At 65.8% G+C, this 21,539-nt stretch carries 16 protein-coding genes and 1 tRNA gene; 5 read left to right on the forward strand and 12 right to left on the reverse strand.

All coding sequences use genetic code 11. The features are described 5' to 3' along the window. Window positions 1–3: 3 nt before the first annotated feature. Genes ACOOGG_RS06115 through ACOOGG_RS06125 form a run of 3 tightly spaced genes read right to left on the reverse strand, consistent with a single transcriptional unit; the run spans window position 4 to window position 5,865 of the window. The gene (locus ACOOGG_RS06115) at window positions 4–3,078 is read right to left on the reverse strand and encodes an ATP-binding cassette domain-containing protein (RefSeq protein WP_420433331.1); all 3,075 of its coding nucleotides are present in this window, start codon (window positions 3,076–3,078) and stop codon (window positions 4–6) included. Continuing rightward, window positions 3,075–5,306, reverse strand: a complete 2,232-nt coding sequence (locus ACOOGG_RS06120) for an ATP-binding cassette domain-containing protein (protein ID WP_420433334.1) — start codon at window positions 5,304–5,306, stop codon at window positions 3,075–3,077. Before ACOOGG_RS06120 ends, ACOOGG_RS06115 begins: the two co-directional genes overlap by 4 nt. Window positions 5,307–5,313: 7 nt before the next feature. After that, a complete protein-coding gene (locus ACOOGG_RS06125) occupies window positions 5,314–5,865 on the reverse strand; it encodes a hypothetical protein (RefSeq protein ID WP_420433336.1) in 552 nt (183 codons plus the stop codon). 190 nt (window positions 5,866–6,055) lie between these two features. Here ACOOGG_RS06125 and ACOOGG_RS06130 point away from each other — a divergent pair, with 190 nt between their 5' ends. Next, on the forward strand, window positions 6,056–6,346 hold the full coding sequence (locus ACOOGG_RS06130; protein WP_420433338.1) for an NHLP leader peptide family RiPP precursor: 291 nt from the start codon (window positions 6,056–6,058) through the stop codon (window positions 6,344–6,346). 12 nt (window positions 6,347–6,358) lie between these two features. Here the strand turns inward: ACOOGG_RS06130 and ACOOGG_RS06135 are convergent, their stop codons facing one another. From ACOOGG_RS06135 to ACOOGG_RS06170, 8 genes are all read right to left on the reverse strand, one after another. Continuing rightward, window positions 6,359–7,495 (reverse strand): hypothetical protein, encoded by a 1,137-nt coding sequence (locus ACOOGG_RS06135; protein ID WP_420433340.1) that lies wholly within the window; start codon window positions 7,493–7,495, stop codon window positions 6,359–6,361. Window positions 7,496–7,578: 83 nt separating this feature from the next. Continuing rightward, on the reverse strand, window positions 7,579–9,882 hold the full coding sequence (locus tag ACOOGG_RS06140; RefSeq protein ID WP_420433342.1) for a TOMM precursor leader peptide-binding protein: 2,304 nt from the start codon (window positions 9,880–9,882) through the stop codon (window positions 7,579–7,581). 9 nt (window positions 9,883–9,891) lie between these two features. Next, window positions 9,892–11,232, reverse strand: a complete 1,341-nt coding sequence (locus ACOOGG_RS06145) for an FAD-binding protein (protein ID WP_420433344.1) — start codon at window positions 11,230–11,232, stop codon at window positions 9,892–9,894. 16 nt (window positions 11,233–11,248) lie between these two features. Next, window positions 11,249–11,677 (reverse strand): transcription antitermination factor NusB, encoded by a 429-nt coding sequence (nusB, locus tag ACOOGG_RS06150; protein ID WP_420433346.1) that lies wholly within the window; start codon window positions 11,675–11,677, stop codon window positions 11,249–11,251. Window positions 11,678–11,704: 27 nt separating this feature from the next. Continuing rightward, complete coding sequence (gene efp, locus ACOOGG_RS06155; protein WP_420433348.1) at window positions 11,705–12,268, reverse strand: elongation factor P; 564 nt, start codon at window positions 12,266–12,268, stop codon at window positions 11,705–11,707. A gap of 62 nt (window positions 12,269–12,330) precedes the next feature. Beyond that, window positions 12,331–12,407 (reverse strand) — tRNA-Val (locus ACOOGG_RS06160). 9 nt (window positions 12,408–12,416) lie between these two features. Further along, window positions 12,417–13,805 (reverse strand): amidase, encoded by a 1,389-nt coding sequence (locus ACOOGG_RS06165; protein ID WP_420433350.1) that lies wholly within the window; start codon window positions 13,803–13,805, stop codon window positions 12,417–12,419. 82 nt (window positions 13,806–13,887) lie between these two features. Next, window positions 13,888–15,192, reverse strand: a complete 1,305-nt coding sequence (locus ACOOGG_RS06170; RefSeq protein WP_420433352.1) for a UDP-N-acetylmuramoyl-tripeptide--D-alanyl-D-alanine ligase — start codon at window positions 15,190–15,192, stop codon at window positions 13,888–13,890. A gap of 48 nt (window positions 15,193–15,240) precedes the next feature. Between ACOOGG_RS06170 and ACOOGG_RS06175 the strand changes: the two genes are divergently transcribed. From ACOOGG_RS06175 to ACOOGG_RS06190, 4 genes are read left to right on the forward strand one after another with little or no spacing between them, the layout of a single operon-like run. Next, the gene (locus ACOOGG_RS06175; RefSeq protein ID WP_420433354.1) at window positions 15,241–16,281 is read left to right on the forward strand and encodes a D-alanine--D-alanine ligase family protein; all 1,041 of its coding nucleotides are present in this window, start codon (window positions 15,241–15,243) and stop codon (window positions 16,279–16,281) included. A gap of 49 nt (window positions 16,282–16,330) precedes the next feature. Beyond that, complete coding sequence (locus tag ACOOGG_RS06180) at window positions 16,331–18,643, forward strand: HAD-IB family hydrolase (protein ID WP_420433356.1); 2,313 nt, start codon at window positions 16,331–16,333, stop codon at window positions 18,641–18,643. Continuing rightward, a complete protein-coding gene (locus ACOOGG_RS06185; protein ID WP_420433358.1) occupies window positions 18,640–20,253 on the forward strand; it encodes a lactate racemase domain-containing protein in 1,614 nt (537 codons plus the stop codon). Before ACOOGG_RS06180 ends, ACOOGG_RS06185 begins: the two co-directional genes overlap by 4 nt. Continuing rightward, window positions 20,243–21,142 (forward strand): lysophospholipid acyltransferase family protein, encoded by a 900-nt coding sequence (locus ACOOGG_RS06190; RefSeq protein ID WP_420433360.1) that lies wholly within the window; start codon window positions 20,243–20,245, stop codon window positions 21,140–21,142. Before ACOOGG_RS06185 ends, ACOOGG_RS06190 begins: the two co-directional genes overlap by 11 nt. Window positions 21,143–21,299: 157 nt before the next feature. On the opposite strand, the gene ACOOGG_RS06195 is transcribed toward ACOOGG_RS06190, so the two are convergent. Further along, a complete protein-coding gene (locus tag ACOOGG_RS06195) occupies window positions 21,300–21,518 on the reverse strand; it encodes a hypothetical protein (RefSeq protein WP_420433362.1) in 219 nt (72 codons plus the stop codon). Window positions 21,519–21,539 lie beyond the last annotated feature (21 nt).

Raw genomic sequence — 21,539 nt, forward strand, 5'->3', positions numbered from 1 at the left:
GGCCTATCCGGCTTGCTGCCTGCTCATCAGGTCTTGGAATACCCCCGGATTCTCGGCCAACTCCGCAAGAGAACCCTCCTGAACGACCTTGCCCTGTTGCAATACAAATATGCGGTCGACATGTTGCAGGGTGGAACGGCGGTGGGCGACCACGATCCGCGTCGACGTCAAGCTCGATAGATTTTCCAGGATTCTGGACTGCGTCTCGGTGTCCAACCAGCTCGTGGCTTCGTCCAGAATCAGGATGCGGGGATCGCGGATCAACGCGTGGGCAATCTGGATTCGCTGACTCTCGCCACCGGAAATGACAGTCGCTCCTGCGCCTATCGGTGTGAGCATGCCCATCGGCATCGCCATGATTTCGCGGTCGACGGCGGCGAGCTGCGCCGCCCGCCACGCGTCCTCCGACGTGAATCTCTCGTCACCTCCCACGATGTTGTCCCATAGATCGGCGGGATGAAGCCGCACAACCTGCGGTACCACGCCGATTTGTCGTCGCACCGACTTGGGGTCGAGATGTTGAAGATCACGGCCATCGAAGCAAACCGATCCGCTGAAAGGGCGTTCGAGCCCCAGAGCAAGCCGCAACAAGGTGCTCTTTCCAGACCCGGACTCGCCTACGAGAGCTACAAACTCACCCTTCGATACCCGGATCGACACATCGTCGAGGACCAATGGCCCGTTTGTTTCGTAGCGGAAAGAGACTTTGTCGAAAACGACCTCTCCATGCAGCTCCTCCACGAAATCCTTTTCAGCCCCGGTCTCGGCGGCCTCAGCCAGCAGAGGTCGGAGCTGATTCCATGCGGGCACTACAGCAGCTAGGGCGCCGAACGATTCGCCCAGGCGCTTGACCGCCCGCTGATAGAGCAAGAACAGAACGAATACGACGATGAAGTCACCAGCCGATAGAGAACCCGGTCCCAACAAAGTCGCAACCAGGATCACCAAAGCTGCGGCCAACGGTGGCAGGGCCGCCCCAAAAGCCCGCAGGTGAGTCTCCAGGGCGTCGAACTCCAACTCCGTTCGCTTCTGCTCGCGGTAGCCCCTCGCCCAAACCGCAAAGCCTGAGCTCTCGGCGCCGTGCATGCGCATTCTTGGAATGCCGTTGATGAGCTGGAACAACCGGCCGGCCATGAGCTGAACGGCCTTCATCTGACGGTCTAGCGGGCCGATCTGGCGCAGTCCGAGCGCCATGGTCACAAGCAGCGATAGAAAGCCGAAAGCGGCCGTCAGCCCTCCGAGCCACGCGTCGCGCCAAGCGATGAGCACGAACGCCGGCACCAGGAACAGGGTCGACAGCAACCCGTTGCCGATCACGCCGTGGGCAGCGTCGCGCACATTCTGAGATGTCGTGCCCCTTGCGGCCAGTTCGCCCGCCGGGTACTGCCTCCGCACACTGGCCGGCAACCGCAGCAATCGATCCCAGAACGCAGCTTCCATACGGGAGCTCACGCGGGCCTCGATTCCCATCAGGGACATGTCCTGGAGGACGTAAAGCAGGGCACGGGCGACACCGAAGGCCACCAGGGCCAGGCTGACCCCATAGAGCAACCCGGCATCGCCGGCCGGGATCGCCTCATCAGCAGCAAAGCCGAGCGCCACGGCCGGCAACAACATGATCAGGCCGCCTAGCAGCCCGGTCACCGCCAAGCGGGCCAGGAGTCCGCCCAACCCCGTTCTTGCCACGTCCCACAGGTCGCGCCAACCGACGTCGGCAGGCTTCAGCACGGGACAGAAAGTGAAAGCATCAGGTCGCAGCGACCCGGCGTTGGCCGCCGTTATCCGTCTCCGGCGCCGACTAGCGGGATCGACTTCCCGATAGTTCCCCAACGCGCCGGGCATCAGTGCCACGGGTCGGCCGTCCTCGGCGCGAAACGCCAGCATGGCACCGCTGTCGCCGACCCACCAGCGATCTTGCGGGACGAGCTTCACCTTCCGGCTGCGCGCGTCCGATGCGTTGAGCACTCGGTCGAGCTCTGAGTGGGCCGCAGACTGCTCCGGGGGGGGGCTCGAAGGACGCTGGAACTCGATGCCCGCATGCCGACCGATCACTCGAAGGACGCTGTGCAGCCCCGAGTCATCCTCTTGGGATTCGCCAGCAGACGAACGGCGCGCTCGGCGCCCAGCACGGCCGGATCGACGCCCCGAGTCATCCACTTGGGACTCGCCAGCAGGCGAACGGCGCGCTCGGCGCCCAGCACGGCCGGATCGACACCCCGAGTCATCCACTTCGGTATGGAGACCGGGGGAACGCAATGCGTCGAAAAGGCGGTGACGGGCGGCTTGCTCACCGTCTCGGCGGCTGATGGCCTGCGCCCGGGCCAAATTCGCCTGCCCGACGAGGGCCAGTTGGCGGTTCAGCCGCTCGAGCGAGAACGCGACTTTGTGGAAGGCATCCAAGCCGGACAGAAGCCGCCCGCGCTCAGCGAGTTCGGATGAGGACACCGGGGTGACGCGCGCCTCCTGCGTCACCGTCAGCCAGGTGGCGGAAGTAAGCGGCAGTGCTCCTTCGGCGCCATCAGGTGCCGCCCTGCTTGCGGCGAGGTCGATAAGGCCCACGAACAGACCCTCCCCCGACAAAAGCCCCGTAGCCCACACCACGCCACGGCGCGCCGCGATTGTGCCGCTCCTCATTGCCGACGCTTCACCGGATTCGAGGAGCGCGTCTATCCGCGGCCGTTGCCGAAAGTCGCGGACCAGCATCGCCGAGATGTCGGCGATCCATGCGTCTATCTGCTTGGCCAGTTCCACGCTGTCCACGGTGCCAAGCTGAGAGCGGGAGATGCGCCGCAGAACGGTGCCGGGCACTCCCTTGGCCATCAGCCCCAGGGAAGTCCCGTCGACCAGCGGAGCGACCCCGGGCAAGAGCTGACCGGCGCTGGCACGCAGCATGTGCTGCGGCGTGGAACACTCGACCCCATCCTGCGTCTCGACCAGGAAGAGGTCGACCGCGCCGGATTCTATGAACCAGGCATATTCGGGATCGTCCATTTCGGCGGGCCGATTGGCGGAGCAAGTCACCGCTTTGCCCCGCTGGGCCGCGACTTGGCCGACCGTTGGGCTTGACGGCCCGTTCACCTGGCCAGCTCCTCCTGCACAAAGCGGTAATACGTACCCTGTTTGTCCTCCATCAGCTCATCGTGAGTGCCGCGCTGCACAGCCGCACCCCCGTCGAGCACGATGATCTGGTCGCAGTCGCGAATAGTGCTCAACCGGTGGGCAACGATCATGCAGCTCATGCCTCGGCGGCGCAGCGCGTCGTCCACGTACGCCTCCGTCGCGTAGTCCAGGGCACTCGTCGCCTCGTCGAGAACCAGCACTGTCGGGTTCCCAACCAGTGCGCGGGCTATTTCCAGGCGCTGCCGCTCTCCACCGCTGAAATTGGCTCCATCTTCTTCCACCGGAGTCGAATAGCCCAGGGAGTGCCTGATCAGGTCTTCGTGGATCGATGCGTCGCGGGCCGCGGCGACCACGTCGTCATCGGGCACCGCCGGGTTCCACAGCGTTAGGTTCTCGCGCGCGGTGGCAGAGAAGAGGAAGACTTGCTGGTCCACCATCGATACGGAGCGGGCCACCACTTCGTCGGGGATCTCGTCGCGGGGCTGGCCATCGAACAGAATCTCCCCCGACCAAGGGTGCAGGAAGCCCATGACAAGGCGGGCCAGCGTCGACTTCCCCGACCCGCTCGGGCCCACCACCGCGACGCGCTGACCCGGGTTGAACGCGAAGCTGACGTCTTTGATCAGCGGGGGGCGATTTGGGTTGTAGCCGAAGGTCACGCCGCGCAACTCCACGTGCCCCGCTAGGCGCAGGCGCCCGTTGAAGGTGGCGATCGACGGTGACGCCTCTGCCCGCCGGGCCATCCCTGGATCCATCGGCGTCTCTGTGATGTCGTCCAAGCGCTGCATGTCGGCCAAAAGAGTTTGGCGTTCGCGCGCGAACTCGCTGAAGCGCCCTACCGGTTCCAAGAACATGATCGAGACGAGGGATAACGCCACCAGCGCGCCCAGCGTCAGCTCGCCGGACACGACCCTCGTCGCGCCGAACGACAGAACCGCGGCACTGCCCAGGAACATGAATAGGTCCGGCGCTGCGGAGATGAGGCTGCTCAGCTCGGAGTATCGCTGGCGCACCTGCAACTCGCGCGCTTGATGGCCGCTCCAGCGCACGAACATGTGGTCTTCAGATCCCGTCATCCGAAGAGTGTCGGCCTGATTCAGCATGATCATGCCAAGACCGCTCATCAAGCCCTGCTCTCGGCGGAGGGCAGAGGCCTCGTCGGACCGGACCCGCGCCACCAGGGTCGAGAGCAGCACATTCAACACCGCCAGTGCCAATACTACGAGTGCCAGGAAAAAGTCGTAGGCCATCATGGCGGCTAGGAATACGACGCTCATTGCGACCTCGAGCAAAAGGCCCAAGAAGCGTTCCGACAGGCCTTGCGCAATTTTTTCGACGGAAAGGATGCGTGTCGTCAAATCACCGACAAGCCTGTCGCTGAAGTAGTCCACCGGGAGACGCAGCAATCGCGATACGGAGCGGTTGCCCAAGACAATTGAGATGCGAGCCGCCAACCGCTTCAGAAACCGCTGCTTCAGCAAGGTGACGCCATAGACAGCAAGACCCGCCCCCGCCAGCGCCCCTGCGATGCTGAATCCCCACGACTCGCCATCGGCTAGAACGCCGTCGATGAACAGGCTGGCCGCGAACGGCGCTGCCAAAGCCAGCACAGCAAGCATCAACCCGCCGACGATGGCCCACGCCAAGCTGCTCCAGACGCCGTTCAGCCATAGGGGAAGGCGTTTCAGCAGCCCGACCGGTGCACCCGCGGGCGAAAAGGCCGGACCCGGACGGAACGTCAGAGCCACCCCGGTGAATCCCGAGTCGAACTCTTGAGGGGAGAGCTTCCGGTGTCCAGAGGCCGGATCATTCAAGTAGAACCACTTGCCATCGAACCCCTCCAGAACCACGAAGTGGTTAAACTCCCAGAACAGGATCATCGGGAGCGGCATCTGCTTGAGGCGACTCACCGGCACGCTCCAACCCGAACCCTCAAGCCCGTTAGGCTCTGCTGCCCGAATCAGCCCGGCTGCCGTGGACCCGTCCCTGCCCACTTCGCACGTGCCGCGCAATTCCGTCAGCGACACCCAACGTCCGAAATAGGCCAGCACGCTGCCGAGGCAGGCCGCCCCGCACTCTGTTGCGTGGGCTTGTAAGAACAGAGGCGTGACTACCCGCCGACCTTGCGCCTCATGGCGTTCTCGCCCACTGCGCAGCGCCACCCCCCACCGGCCAAGGAACGCCATATCAGATCTATCCGAAGCCAAGGAGCGTTGCCGGCGAGTACCGCCCGTGGACGATCCGAGCCCGACACGGCGTGCCCCCAGGGAGTTCGAGGTCGGGCACCGGCGGCAGGTTGATTTCGACTCGCCGCCCGGCAGCCGTGGTCATCTCCATGGCCTCCGAATCCCCCGCCAGCGACCACTCGGCAGTGTCCGCGCCGACGGTCCCTCCTAGCCGCCGGGTCGCGCCGCCGGGCAATTGAACGTCAACCGAAGCCTCCATGCCCGGTTGCAGGAGTCGGGCCACGCGCGGGTCGGCAAACAGCGCAGCTTGCAAGCGACGGTCTTGGGGATCAGAGGTCGCATCCTGGTAGTCCTGCCCCGGCATGACCACCACACAGTCGAGCTCGACTGCACGGTCCACTTCGCCAAACAAGATCCAGGCGCCGACGCCGATGAGAATCAATCCGACGGCTACCAGCGCGATGCGCTCGTGGGGCGCCGTGACGCGAAGCAGGCGGTCGAGCTGCTGCCGGCTGGCGCTCGCCGCGATCGCTTGCTCGCGATAGGGATTGTTGAACATGGGGCCTATCTCCTCCCTGTCGCGTTACCGCATGCGCTGGATCCGGGCGCCCAGTATCGGCGCGAACTAGGCGTATCTAGGCAGCCTCCCTGAATGGGAGATACAGCCGCATGCGCGGGCAAGGGTTCGCGACCAGGGTATGGTAAGGTACCTATTCTCAGAAATGTAATGCGCCTAAGGAGGGTTCAGCATGGATCACATAGCACAGTCAGCAGTTCAAACGGCAGAGGAGATGCAGCGGTCTCTGATCGCGAGGGCGGGCGAGGACGCCGGCTTCCGCGCACAGCTCGTTACCGATCCGAAATCTGCCGTGAAGCAGGAGTTCGGCATCGACGTGCCTGACTTCATCAATCTTCAGGTTCACGAGAGCAGCTTGAGCGATGTACACCTCGTCCTGCCCCCAGAGCCTGGTGCCTGGATGGAATTGGAAGAGGAGATGCTGGAAGCTGTCTCTGCCGGCCTTTCCTGCTGCGGCCTTTAGCAGGATTATCCATCACTCATTTCTGAGTGTCGCCGCGTCTGACGCGGCGACACTCAGAAATGAAGGGAACATGAGGCAAAAGACGTAGGCCTTCACCTCTTTGAAGCGGTCGCCAACCATCGTCATCTTGATGTGGTGGATGCCTTTGACGACGAGAAACACGCCTTGGCGACCGAATACCGTTTCGGTTCCCGCCCATGACTGCGAGAGTGCGCGCAGTTTCTCTGGTACAGCCAGTTCCGATGCACTCAGGCCATCAAGGACTCCCATCCAGGGTTCGGTCTCTCTCACCCATTGCCCTCCCTCGATGTAGAAGCTCACACCTAGCTCAGGTCTCAGCTCGCCCCCTTCAATGTGGAGATGCACCCCCAAGTGGGCGAATGCTCCCCGTTCCTCCAGGTCGCCGACAAACGAGGCGAAGCCTTCAGGCTGGCCGGGCCAATCGGTCCGCTCCAGAAAAGAGGTCAGCTCACCCACGCTCCTGATGCCGGTAATCCCCAGTCGCAAACCTCTCGCGCGATCCGGGAAGCTGCCCACAGAACCCATATGCGCGCCCGGCGGCAGGGCCGCGAGCACCTTTTCGGCCTGTCGGAGTTCCGAGCCTTGGGGCACAAATCCGCAGGCGGCCATAACCGCTTCGACGATGACGCCCAGATCTTCGAACTCCTGGGCCAAACCAACTCCACCGGTGGTCGCTACGGTTCGGCCATAATGGCCGGTCAACACGTCGTCGTTGGGGTAGAGGAAGATCCCCGGCCACGGAAACGGGCCAGGATGCGCGGGATCGATGTCGTACTCGAGCAGAAACTTTGCGCCGGTAATTCGGTGTAGAGCAGATCCCTCGCGTCCCATCTCGTTCAAGAGATCGATAATCGCTCTCGCTGATTCATCTTCTGGTCGCGACCTAGACCACTCCTCGAAGTGCGCTGCAGACTGGGTCCCCAGGTACAACGTGAGGCCCAGATCGGCTCTCGGTGTGGCTTCGTGCATATGCAACTCGAAACCGAAGCCAGTGGTCGAGAGGCTGATCGGCAGCTCGCTCGAACGCTCCACCAGCATGTCCCATCCAGCGCCATCGATCAGCGCAGTGGGGATCCGGCTCCTGAACTGCTCCAGCAATTCGCCAACAGAATCAGCCTGGGCCAGCATCTGCTTCTCGACACCAATGCGAGCTTCATCAACGTTCATTGCTGCATTCCTTTCTCCTATTGCCGCCTCTACTGGTATGTCTTTCAGGCGATAACCGGGATGGGATTCAATTGGTCCTCTGACAGCGGAGTGTCCCGCCAGCCCATCCGAACGGGCACATCGAACAGCCGTCCAGGCGCGAAGCGTGCCCAGAAGTGACGCATGCCCGGCACAATTACGCGCACTACTGGCATACAGATGTCGGGCCGGGTCTGGTCAAGCACAAGGAGCTCCATGCCGCGGGCTTCGACCAGCCCGCGGCAGTGCTCTACATCTTCGCGAGAATCAGAGGTGTCGGGAACCGGATAGTCAGGTTTGCCCCGCATCGCCGTGCCGGGCGCTGGTGCCAGCCAGGGGTTATCGGCCATCCTCCCATTCTGCCACCACCAGCGGCTCGTGGGGTCGTCAACGGCGTACCCGGCGCCGCGTCCCTCTGGCCCGCTCACCCATTGCAGGCACTGGTTCAACTCGCAAACCGCCCGCAGAGCCGCAATTTGCGGATCGGGATGGGCGCCGGCGGAATAGAGGATGTCCTCGGCGCCTTGGCCAATCCTGTGGGAAACCGCCACGAAGACCGGGATGCCGAAATCCCCGGTCGCGTCCAGCACCCACATCTCACGCTCATAGCGTCCGTAGTGCGCCTGCGCCGATGCCAGGTACTCATCGTCGAAACTCGACAGATCAACTTCAGGCAGGCTCAACTGGTTGTACCACCAGACGGCGAAGGCGTCGCGTTCGACGAGTTCGAGGAACGCCTGCAAGATCGCTTCTTCGAGCGTGTTGCCCGCGGCGCATCCGTTCGAATCTGCCCGAAGACCTGAACCGTCGTTTCCCTCCCCCACCATGCCATAGAGGATTGATGTAGGCACATGCCGGTGTCGGCTTTGGGTGAGCGACCACACCGGTGACCAGTCGATCTCTGCTTCGGGATCGAGCCGGGGCGGTACGAAGTTGTAGGGATGGCCGCGGGCGTTGATTTGCTCTGCTTCATCAAGCTGCCGGTCGCTGAAGAGCTGCACATCGTTTGGGTGGATCGCCTCCGACTCTCCCGCATTCTCGAAGTTCTTGAAACTGCGCCGACGACGTATCTCATCGCCGTGAAACGCACCGCTGTAGCGCTCGATCGCCTCGCAGAGGGCGCTCACCTCCGCCTGCTGAGGGGTGCTCCCCTTGCCGGCGCTTTTGCTTCGCAGGCTGCGCCGCAAGGAACTGAGACTTCGGCTCCTGAGCGCGTGATTGTCGCCTGCCCAATACACGTGCGACCAGGGGTCGGACTCGTCGGTTACGCGGTTGAGCCACGCCACCACGCCGGTGATCGGGCTCACAAGGTGCCGGTACTTGGCCAGAGTCGCCTCGGGAGGGGCCACGCGCCATCCGCCGCTGTTGTGTACCGGTCGGGGGCTCGACTGCAACTGCACCGGCGCCGCCGGCCGGTCGGGGCGACACTGGGCCTTGTCGCCGCAAGCCGGGCATTGCGGGCGGCGCATCGCGGGATGCAACTGGCTCTCGAGGCTGGCCACGTCCCAAGAGACCGCATGGCCGTGAATCGGCGCCATCTCCCCGAGCACCAGCCACTTGGCGATCTCGGCTGCGGCCAAACCGCATACCGCCTCAAGCACGGCTGGCTCCCCGGCACGGGGCCGCACGGCCTTGGACTCCCCACCAAGGTTGCGCAAGAAGCTGTGGACCTCCTGGTGGGCTTGGAGGCGATAGGCAAGACACTCCCAGCACGGGCCTTCGTCAGCCGGGCGAAAGACCGGGCCGAACAGCGGTTGCATGCCGCCCGGCCTGACCAGGATCCAGGGCACCCCGGATTCGAGGTGGCGGCGGTTGACCGCTTCGTGGCGCTCTTCGAGGTAGTCCGTGCATACAACCACAGAAATTGAGGGTTGGCCAGTTGCCGTCTGAGCGGTTGCCGTCTGAACACCCAGCGTCTCAAGCTGGTTCGCGAACGAGCCGGCATCGCCGACGGTGATCACGGTCGCCTCTCCCAGACGCTGCTCCGCCCAGCGCGGCGAAGCGCCCAGCGACGACCAGTAAGCCGCCCGGTCGGGAGCCATGCGATAGTCGCCCGACACGAGATAGCCACGCGACGCCAAGGCCGTGATGGCAGCTTGGACCTCGGATGCTGAATGTGCGGAGGACAGGGCAGCGGCGATCTCGGTGTGCGTGCGACGCCCATCGCACAGCGGCATGAGGTCGCAGAGGATCTGCCCGCTCAGAAGGGTGTTGAAGACCTCCGAGACGAGCAGCAGCTTCTCGTCACCGATCAGGCGACACTCTAGATGAGGCGTTGCACACGGCACCTCGATGAGGCCGCGGTCGGCGGGCGTGACTCGCTTCAGCATCGGCGTAGCTTACGGCCAGGTCCCCAGGCTGGAATCCGACGCGCCGGGGCCGAAGGGCATATCCGCCGAAGGCAAGACTTGATCCGGATCGAATTCGCGCTTCCACTTGACGACCTGTTCGAGCATCTCGCCGTAGTGTCGCCCCCACTGCTCCGGGCCATATCCGACGCCGCCGGACAGATAGCTCTTGGCACCGAGTTCTACAAGTCGACGGTCGACGTCCTCCAGCCTCTTGGCTAGCTCGGTTGCCCTCTCGAACTCCAACTCGCCCAGCATGGCCAACACCGAGTAGCTGACCAGCTTCTTCTGCGGTGGACGCATGAACAACGGAGCATCGATCTCGCCCCTCCCGACCGGGTAGAGCCCGATCCAGCCCCAGGGCGGGCGCGGCACCAAGTCCAGATCCAGCAAAGGTTCCGCAAGCAGCATCGGCAGGGCCTCCCACGGCAGCATCCAGTCGCGCCAAGGGTGGAAGTGCCGCCAGCTGAAAGCCCATGAGGGGTAAATCCCGGCCCTCCCGACGCTGGCGGTGTCCCTCGTGTATACAAGCTCGTCGTATCCCAGCGCCTCGAGCACTCTGTCGTCGTCAGGCGTCTCGTCGTACTCCAGGCCGGCGAGCAGGATGATCTTGTTCTCAAGGTGGCGGAGTTCAACCCGAAAGTGGTCGAAGCGACCTTCTGCCACCAAGATGTCGAAATCCTCGGCGAACCGCTCGAAGTCCTGGTAGTGGAGTTCGTACTGCCGAAACCGCGCTCCTGCTGGGCGCAGCCGAATCCAGGCCTCGGTTATGATCCCGAACTGTCCCTGACCGCCCCTGACTGCATCGAAGAGACCCGCGTTCTCCATAGGCGAGCACCGGACTAGCTCACCAGTACCGGTCACCACCTCAAGCTGTTCGACTTGTTCGACTTGCGCGCCGTAGCGATGCGAGGTGGTGCCGAGGCCTGCGGCGGCGAGCGTCCCGCCCACCGTGGCCTCGCCGATGTCGACGAGTACCCGCGGCAACCGCCGCGCGCCCTTCAGCGCGTCCACCACCGTGCCCCACTGCGCCCCGCCCTGGGCGCGCACCAATCCCGGGCCGACGGGTTGGACCCGATCCAGATTCGTTGTGTCGAGGACCACGCCGCGGTCGGTGAGGCTCTGTGCACCCTGGGAGTGTCCGCCTCCCCGAATCGCCAATTGGATTCCGCCACGCCTGGCGCTGCGCACAAGGTTGGCCACTTCCTCTGCACTGACCGGGGTGGCCACCGCGTCCGGCACCCGCCGTACCATCCTTCCGAAGTCGAAGGCGCGAGCTTCCCGCTCTTCTAGGTTGCGGCTTGTGCCTGGGAGCAAAGGATCGTCGCTCACCGCTTCCCCATAGAGGCTAATGATAACTGGAGGGGCGGACGGTTGCCGCTACCTGCGACAAGAGCCCGTTTATGAATCCGGACGAAGCCGGGGTGGAGTACTCGTGGGCCAGCTCTACCGCCTCGTTGATGATCACCGCCACGGAGATTTCGGTGCTGTAGGAGAGCTCGAAGCTGGCCAGACGCAGAATCGCCCGATCCAGCGCGGGCATCCGGGCCACCGGCCAACGCGCCGAGAACTCCTCCAGGCGGACGTCGATCTCCACCTGGTGATAGGCCGTCCCGGTGACCAGGGTGTGGGCGTAGGGATCGAGGGGCAGCTCCAGGGAATCGACCAGCTCAGCCATGTCGATGCCCTTGGTCTCAGCCTCATAGAGCAGGCCCAGGGCCCGCTCTCGCACTTGCCGCCGCTGCGATCCGGCGACCAGTGGATCTGGGTTGTTCATTGGCCGCCCTTCACCCTAGTGCGAAGCTCAGGCCCGGCTGATGTACTCGCCGGAGCGAGTATCTACCTTGATGCGCTCGCCCGGATTCAAGAACAACGGCACCTGCACCACCAGTCCGGTCTGGCATGTGGCCGGCTTGGTAGCCCCCGACACCCGGTCGCCCTGGACGCCGGGCTCGGTCTGGGCGATATCCAGCTCAACCGCGGCGGGCAGGTCGGTGCCCACGATCTCGCTGCCGAACATGGCGAGGATCACCGAGTTGTTCTCCACTAGGTAGTTGACCGCGTCGCCCAGCACATCGGCGCCCACGTGGAGCTGGTCGTAGGTCTCGCTGTCCATGAACACGAAACTCTCGCCGTCGGAGTACAGGTACTGCATCTCCCGGCGGTCGATGTTGGCCCGCTCAACCTTCTCCCCGGCCCGGAACGTGCGCTCCAAGACGGCGCCGGTGCGGGCATTCTTCAAGGTGGTGCGCACGAACGCCCCGCCCTTGCCCGGCTTGACGTGCTGAAACTCGACCACGTTGAACAGGCCGTCGTCTAGGTTCAGCGCCATGCCGTTCTTGAGGTCGTTGGTGGTGATCGTGGCCATGGCCAAAGTCTGGCCCAAGCAGTGCCCCCAGGCCACAGCGGGCGCTGCCCACATGCCGATTGTGGTGGACCGTACTGGACTTGAACCAGTGACCTCTCGCGTGTGAGGCGAGCGCTCTGGCCATCTGAGCTAACGGTCCGGGGGTCGCTCAGGATAGCGCAGGCCACATTGGCGGCGCGAACAGTTCTTCGCAGTAGGCCATAGCCTGGAGTACCCGCACGTCGCCGAGTTGGGGGCCCACCAGCTGCAGGCCTACCGGCATGCCGTCGGAGGCGAACCCGGCCCGCACGCTGCCCGCGGGCAGCCGGGTCAAGTTGTAGGGGTAGGTGTGGCGGACCCAGTTGTCGACGAGCTCGCCGTTGACCAGCCCCTGGCCTCCGCACTCGGGAAAATGGCCCGCCACGGTGGGGGTGATGAGCAAGTCTGCGTCGGCCAGCACGCTGTTGAGGGTCTCGGACATTTCGTAGAAGATGTCGAGCGCCCGGTTGAAATCGGCCACTTGGGGACTGGTGGACAGCCCGAAGTAGTAGCGCAGTCCTGGGGTGATCTGGTCCATCTGCTCTTTGGTCAGCTCGCCCAGCTCACCCGACACCGCGTTGGCCGACAACAGCACGTACTCCCAGATCGGGTCGCCAAACAGGCCCTCCTCCCGGACCTCCACCGCCACGCCGGCCGCCTCCATCTGGGCCACTGCGGCCTCGCACACCGCCACTACCTCGGCATCCGACGGGTTGCCGTCGGGCGATGGGCACCACACCGCCCGCTTCGGACGCCAGTCCTCGTCCAGCGCTTGGCGCCACGACCGGTCGGGACGGGGCAGTGAGTCGAGGTCGCGGGGCGATGGCCCCATCACCAAGTCTTGCACGAAGGCGATATCGGACACCCGTAGCGCCATCGGGCCGTGAACCGAAAGGGGCCACAGCCGGTACGGCCCTTCCACCGGCACCCGGCCCAAGCTGGCCTTGAAGCCGCTGAATCCGCAGGCTGCGGCGGGGATGCGGATGGACCCGCCCCCGTCGGAGCCAGTACACAGCGGCACCAGCCCCGCGGTCAGCGCAGCCGCGGTGCCCCCCGACGATCCGCCAGGGGAGCGCTTCGGGTTCCACGGGTTGCCGGTGGTCCCGAACACGGGGTTGTAGGTGTCACCGGTCCAGCCGAACTCCGGGGTGTTGGTCTTGCCCATCACCACGCAGCCCGCAGCTCGCAGCCGCTCCACCAGAATGCTGTCGGCCTCCGCTGGCGGGTCGTCGGCATGCAGAAACGAACCCTGGGTGGTCACATGCCCGGCGGCATCCTCCAGATCTTTGACCCCGAACGGTATGCCAGCCAGCGGTCCGACCTCGTCGCCTGAGGCCAACCGAGCGTCGGTCTCGTCGGCCTCGGCCAAAGACCGCTCGGGATCAGTGGCCACAAAGGCGTTCAGCTCCTCTTGGGCCTCAATGGCGGCCAGCGAGGCCTCGACCATCTCCCGGGCCGACACCTCCCGGCTCTGCACCGCCGCGGCCCACTCCTGCACCGACCGCTCACGAAAGTCCATCTCCGCCTCCTCCGTCACCGAAGCCCCGACAGTACATCCCCCTAATGCAACCCCTTAATGCAACCGCGAGCCCCCGTCGCCGTCAGCTTTCGGACAAGGCAGTGGCCACCGCATCCAGCCCTGCCGCCCGGCTGGCTTTGACCAATACGGCGGTATCGGCGTCGACTGGACCGAGAGCGGCTACGGCGGCGGCGGCATCGGCCACTGGGGGCCGGCCGTAGTCGCCGGTGGCCACTGGGATGACTTCGATGCTGAGTTCTCGGGCCAATGCGCCGATGGCGGCGTGCTCGGCGGCGGCCCGGTCGCCCAGCTCCGCCATTATGCCCAGCACCGCCACCCGCCGGCTGCGGTCCACTGCGGCCAGAGAGCGCAGTCCGGCGGCCATGGACATGGGGTTGGCGTTGTAGGCATCGTTGATGAGCACCGCCCCCGAGGCCAGCTCGGTCACCTCCATGCGCCACGGCGACAGCTTGGCCGAGCCCAATCCGGCGGCGATCTCATCCACTCCCACTCCGACCGCCAACGCGGCCGCCGCCGCGGCCAAGGCGTTGTCCACCATGTGCTCGCCACGGGCCGCCAGTGCCACCTCGGCCTGTCCATTGGGCGTCTCCAACCGAAACCGGGGGCACAGCCCAACGTCCAAACTCACCCCTGACGCACGCACATCCCCTGTCGAGCGGCCAAAGGTCAGCACCTTGGCCTGCGTCCGCCCCGCCATAGCCGACACCAGGGGCTGGTCGGCGTTGAGCACGGCCACGCCCGATGGGCCCAGCGACTCCACCAGCTCCCCCTTGGCCTCGGCCACCGCCTCCACCGTGCCGAACAGCTCGGTGTGGGCCGCTCCCACCGCGGTCACCACGCCGACGGTGGGCCGGCCCAACGAGCACAGCCAGGTGATGTGGCCCTTGCCCCGGGCGCCCATCTCCACCACCACTGCCTCGGCGCTCTCGGGGCAGTTCACCAGTGTCAGCGGCACCCCCAGTTCGTTGTTGAACGACATCGGGCTGGCGTGGGTGGGACGGTCGGCGCCGATGGCCGCGGCGGCCATGTCCTTCACCGAGGTCTTGCCCACCGATCCGGTTATGCCCACCACCGGGCCGTCAAACCGACTGCGGACGTGGCGGCCTAGTTCGGCCACTGCGGCGGCGGTGTCAGCCACCGCCACCGCAGTGGCTCCACGGGGTGGAGCAGAAGTCAGGTAGGCCGCTGCCCCCGCGGCCAGCGCGTCGTCGATGAAATCGTGGCCGTCCCGCTCGGCCACCACCGGCACGAACAACTCGCCCTGCGCCACCGTCCGGGAGTCGATCGACACGCCGGACACCGCGACATCGGGGCCAACCAGGCGACCGCCGACCGCCAGGGCCACCTCCGACGCCAATAGCCTCACCCCCCTAGCCTCCCACCGTCAGACCGAGCGGTGGGGTACCGTCGGCCTGTGGGATCCCGCACCCGTTTGGTGCTGCTTTTCGGCGGACGCTCGGCCGAGCACGACGTGTCGTGTGTTTCGGCCCGCCATGTGGCCGCCGCAGTCGACAAGGACCGCTTCGAGGTGGTGGCGTTGGGCATCACCCGAGATGGGCAGTGGCGGCTTGCCGAGCTTCCCGCACCCCTTCCCGACCAGTTGGACGCCGACGGCCTCGGCGTAGCCCCCGCCGAGATATTCGCCGAGCCCGACACGGTGGTATTCCCCCTGGTACACGGTCCCATGGGCGAGGACGGCACCATTCAGGGCCTGCTCGAAGTGGCCGACATTCCCTATGTGGGGTCGGGGGTGCTGGCCTCGGCGGTGTGCATGGACAAGTCCATGGCCAAGCTGGTGTGCGCCCGTCACGGGTTGGCCCAATGCCGTTACCGGACGGCATCAGCTGACGACCGCCTCGAGGCAGTGGCCCAACAGGCGATCGCCGAGCTGGGGCTTCCGCTATTCGTGAAGCCGGCCAATATGGGCTCGTCGGTGGGGGTTAGCCGGGCCACCACTGAGTTCGAGACGGTCAAAGCACTCGAGGCCGCCGCCCAATACGACCAAACGCTGATCATCGAGGAGGCCGTCACCGGCCGAGAGATCGAGGTGTCGGTTCTGGGCAACCGCGACCCCAAGGCGTCGGTCCCCGGCGAGATCGTGCCCGGTGCTGAGTTCTACGACTACGCCGACAAGTACCTCACCGACGGCGCCAAGCTGGTGGTTCCCGCCCAGATCTCTGAGGTCGCCGCCCAAGAAGCGCAGCGTCTGGCCGTAGCCGCCTACGAGGCCCTGCGGTGCGAGGGCATGGCCCGAGTGGACTTCCTCTACGAGCCCAACGGAAGGGGAATGCTGCTCAGCGAGGTCAACACCATCCCCGGATTCACCCCCATCAGCATGTACCCCAAACTGTGGGAAGCATCAGGCCTCCCCTACCCGCAGCTCATCGAGACGCTGGTCGACCTGGCCATCGAGCGCGCCGAGCGCCGCCGCCAACACCGCCGCACCGACCGCTGAGAGCGTGAGTGGGCTGGGGAAAATCCCCTGGGTTTGGTAGAACACTGCGATGATCTCTGATGCGCTGGCTGGCAAGCGGCTAGCCATCACCGGCACGACCGGTTTCTTGGGCACCGCTCTTGTGGAGCGGCTGCTGCGCTGCGTGCCCGAGGTGGAGTTGGTGCTGTTGGTGCGCCCCGGACGTCGAGGCGTGGAGCAGCGCATCCGCCGGGAGATCATCCGCAACGATGTATTCGACCGACTGCGCGACGAACTAGGCACCGATGTATTCGAGCGGCTCTGCCAGAAACGGATCACCGGTGTGGCCGGAGACGTGGGAATCGACGGGCTGGGGCTCGACAACGCCGGCCGGGAGTTGATCGCCAGCAGCGACATCGTCATCCACTCGGCCGCCGCAGTGGCGTTCGACAATCCGCTGGACACCGCGGTTGAAGTCAACCTCATGGGGCCGGTGCGGCTGGTGGAGATGCTGAACGAGATGGGGGCGTCTCCCCACTTCATCGCGGTGTCCACCTGCTATGTGGCCGGTAGCCGCCGGGGCAACGCCCCCGAGGAACCACTGACCGACGGCCCCATGTACGTACCGGTGTCGTGGCAGGAGGAGGCCGAGGCCAGTCGCCGCCGCCGCATCACCACCGAGACCGAGAGCCGCGATCCCAACCGCTTGGACGAGTTCCGCAGCCGGGCCCGTCACGAGCTGGGCGCGGCCGGCACCCCGGCGCTGGCCGCCAAGACCGAGCAGCTCCGCAGCCGATGGGTCCACGACCACATGGTGGAAGCCGGCCGGTCGCGGGCGTCCTCGCTGGGATTCCCCGACGCCTACGCCTTCACCAAGGCGCTGGCCGAGACCGCGGTGGCGGAGATCAAGGCCGACCTGAGGGTCACCACCGTGAGACCGTCGATCATCGAGTCGGCCTACTCCGAGCCCTTCCCCGGTTGGATCCGGGGATTCCGCATGGCCGAGCCAATCATCATCGGCTACGGGCGCGGGCTGCTCACCGATTTTCCCGGCATCCCTCAGGGGGTGCTGGACGTGATCCCGGTGGATCTGGTGGCCGCCGCCATCTGCGCAGTGGCCGCCCGTGGCCACGACCCCGACCAGCCTGTGATCCAAGTGGCCTCGGGAGCGGTCAACCCATTCCGGCTCAATCAGCTGGCCGACCTGGCCCACGGCTGGTTCAGCGAGAACCCCATCTACGACGACCGGGACCAGCCCATTCCCCCGCCCAACTGGACCTATCCGGGCCGGGGCCGGGTGGTCCGCCAGCTCAAGCGGCTGCGCAGCGGGCTGAATGCGGGCGAGCGGGTGCTCGGGCGGCTGCCCATACGGGGCCGCCAGGCCGAGATCACCGCCGATCTGGACGAGCGCCGCGACCAAGTGGAGCGAGCCTTGGGATATGTGGAGCTGTACGGGGCCTACACCGAGTGCGAGGCCCTGTTCGGGTTAGACCGGCTGCTGGGGCTGTGGGACAGCCTGGACGACGATGACCAACGGGCATTCTGCTTCGACCCCCGGATCATCGACTGGCCCCACTATGTGACTGACATCCACCTGCCCACCGTGGTGGCCCAAGGCCGGGTCAAGACGGCCCCGTCGGGGCGGTCGGGGCCGTCCCGCAAAGACCGCCAGCGAACCCAGGTGCTCTCCCCCGACCGCCATATGGCGGCCTTCGACCTGGAGAACACCGTCATCGCCGCCAACGTGGTCATGGCCTACGGCTGGCTGGCCACTCGGCGACTCCCCCTCGACGAGCGGGCCCGGCTGGTGGCCAAGATCCTGCTGGAGGCCCCGTCGCTTTTGGCCCTGGACCACCGGGACCGCAGCGACTTCCTCCGCCACTTCTACCGCCGCTACGAGGGGGCGCCGGTTGAGCAGATGGCCGAGGACTCCGGCGAGATGTTCAGCGATCTGATCTTGACCCAGGCATACCCCGCGGCCATCCGCAGGGTGCGCCGGCATCGGGCTGCGGGGCACACCACTGTGCTCATCACCGGGGCTCTCGACTTCATCGTGGAGCCGCTGCGCCCCCTGTTCGACCACATCGTGTGTACCGAGCTGGACCAAGAACATGGCCTCTACACCGGCCAACTCGCCGCAGTGCCGCCCACCAGCGAGTCCCGCGCCGAGGTTCTGCGAGACTTCGCCAACGCCGAGGGGCTGCTGCTGTCGGAGTCGGTGGCCTACGCCGACTCTGCCAGCGACCTGGCCCTGCTAGAGGCTGTGGGCCATCCGGTGGCGGTGAATCCCGAGCCCAAGCTTGCCATGCTGGCCCGCAAGCGGGGATGGCTCATCGAGTACTTCGACAAAGCCCCCGGCGGCCCCCGCAAGCTGCTGCCCATCGGGGCCCGGAAGGCGTCATGAAAGACCGAATCAGGCCCACCCCCCGCCCCGGCATGGTGCTGGAGGTAGACCGCTCCACCCCGCCGATCCTGTTCCACCACGGCGAGGGTTTCCGCACCGAGAAGCTCCCCGCCGGTCGCAGCCGGGTCATCTACCCCGCCGAGCCGCTGTTGGGGCTGGCCGATCCCGAGGGCGCCATCCGCCGGGCGCTGCTCGACCCCATCGACCAAGACCCGCTGCCCGCCCAGCTGCGCCCGGGCATGAAGCTCACAATCGCCTTCGACGACATCTCCCTGCCGCTGCCGCCCATGCGCCGCCCCGACATCCGCCAGATGGTGATCGAGCAGGTGCTGGAGATGGCCGCGGCAGCCGGGGTGGACGATGTCCACGTCATCGCCGCTTTGGCCCTGCACCGGCGCATGACCGAGGCCGAGCTGCGCCACGCGGTGGGCGACCGCACCTATGACGCCTTCGCCCCCTCGGGATGCCTCTACAACCACGACGCCGAGGACCCCGACGGCATGGTCGTGCTGGGCACCACCCCCCACGGCGAGGAGGTGCAGTTCTCCAAGCGGGCCGCCGACAGCGACTTGGTGGTGTATGTGAACATAAACCTGGTGGCCATGGACGGCGGCCACAAGAGCACCGCCACCGGCCTGGCCGGCTACCAGGGGCTGCGCCACCACCACAACGTGAAGACCATGCAGGAGTCCCGCTCGTTCATGGACCAGCACCGCTCCGAGCTGCACGCCTCCAACTGGCGCATGGGCAAGGTGCTGCGCGACGCCGGGGTGAAGATCTTCCAGATAGAGACCACGGTCAACAACAACACCTTCGGGGTGGACGGCCCCCTGGCCATGCTCCAGAAGCGGGAGTGGGAGTGGACGGCCAAAGACAGGGCCGCCTTCGTGGCCATGAACACCGGCCTGAAGTACGCCCCGCCCCAGATGGCCCGACAGATCTTCCAGTCGTGGCGGTCGCCCTACGAGCTCACCTCGGTGCAGGCCGGCGAGGTGGAGGCCGTCCACAAGGTGACCACCGAGAACGTTTACGCCCAGCATTTGGTGCCGGTGGAGGGCCAGACCGACATCTTGACCATGGGCCTGCCCTACATAAGCCCCTACAACGTGAACTCGGTGATGAACCCGATCCTGGTCATGTGCCTGGGTCTGGGGTACTTCTTCAACCTGTATCGGGGCCGCCCGCTGGTGCGCGAGGGCGGAGTGGTCATCATGGGCCACCCCACCCGGTGGGAGTTCCACCCGGTACACCACCCCAGCTACATCGACTTCTTCGAGCAGGTGCTGGCCGACACCACCGACCCGGTGGAGATCGAGGCCCGCTACGAGCGCCAGTTCGCCGAAGACGAGTGGTACATCCACCTGTACCGCACCTCGTACGCCTACCACGGCGTCCACCCCTTCTACATGTGGTACTGGGGGGCGCACGCCCTTCAGCACCTGGGCGAGGTCATCATCGTGGGCGGCGATACCCGGGCGGTGCAGCGCATGGGCTTTCGCCCCGCCTCCACCTTTCAAGACGCCCTGGAGATCGCCAGCGACACCGTGGGACGCCAGCCCACCGTCACCCACCTCCACAACCCCCCCATCTTGATGGCCGATGTCAGCTAGGCGGGCGATCTCGAAGCTGGACTTCCCGTATCGGGCGGGACGGCCGCCGGTGGGGGTGCCGCCCGCGCCGGAAGCCAAGAACCGAGGGGCCGACTACGACACCGACTGGGCCCGCAAGCCAGCGGCCCGAGCGGCCCGGCGAGTTCTCACCGAAGCGGTGATGCAGCCCGCGATGGCCGCATTGGCCCGGCCCCAGCGCAAGGGCTTGGACCGGCTGGAGCGCCTGGAGGGGCCGGTGATCTTCGCGGCCAACCACCACAGCCACATCGACACACCGCTGCTGTTCACCTCCATTCCGCCCCGGTGGCGCAACCGGCTGGTGGTGGGGGCGGCATCGGACTACTTCTTCACCGGAGCGCTCAAATCTGCTGTCTCGGCGCTGGTGATCGGAGCCATCCCCATCGAGCGCTCCAAGGTGGGGCGGCGCTCGGCCCGGCTGGCCGCGTCGCTAATCGAAGACGGTTGGAGCCTGGTGATCTTCCCCGAGGGCGGCCGCAGCCCCGACGGCTGGGGCCAGCCGTTTTTGGGCGGGGCCGGCTATCTGGCCGTGCGCTGCGGCGTGCCGGTGGTGCCAGTTCACGTTGAGGGCACCGACCGCATCCTGCCCAAGGGCCGCAACGTTCCGAAGGTGTCGGCCACCACCATCACCTTCGGCGACCCCCTGGCGCCCACCGAGGAGGACAACGCCCGGCGGTTCGCGGCCCGCATCGAGGTAGCGGTGGCCACCCTGGCCGACGAGTGCGCCACCGACTGGTACCAGGCCCGCCGCCGAGCCCACGCCGGCACTACCCCCGGCCTAACCGGCCCCGACGTCTCCCCCTGGCGCCGGGCCTGGGCCCTAGGCGACCGCTCCCCCCGCTCCCGCCGCCAACACCGCCGCTGGCCCTAGCGTGATCGCGCACCTGCATGCCCAGAGCGGCTAGGACTGGCTGGCCAATCACAAGTCCCGATACGGGCACTCGCCTAGCGGCCTCCGGAGCGAGTCTTCGCGCCTGACGCTGGGCGGCAGGAGAAAGTTCAACCCGGTACAACGCCTAAAGTCAGTCTCAAGCCTGGGGAAGCTTGTCGAAGAAGTCCTCGAACTCCACTCCACCCTGCTCGGCTGCTTCGCGGCGGGCTGCTTCAATTGCCGCTTGGTCGGCCTCATCCAGCGTCGCATCTCCCAGCCAGGAAGCAATGGCTTCGGCCACCAACTCCTCAATGGGCCTGCCGTCGCGATTGGATGCTGCTTCAAGGGCACCGTACAAACCGTCATCAACGCTCATCGTCTTCATGGTCTGCTCCCT

This window comes from Candidatus Poriferisocius sp., from assembly GCF_965214065.1.
Taxonomy (GTDB): domain Bacteria; phylum Actinomycetota; class Acidimicrobiia; order Acidimicrobiales; family Bin134; genus Poriferisocius.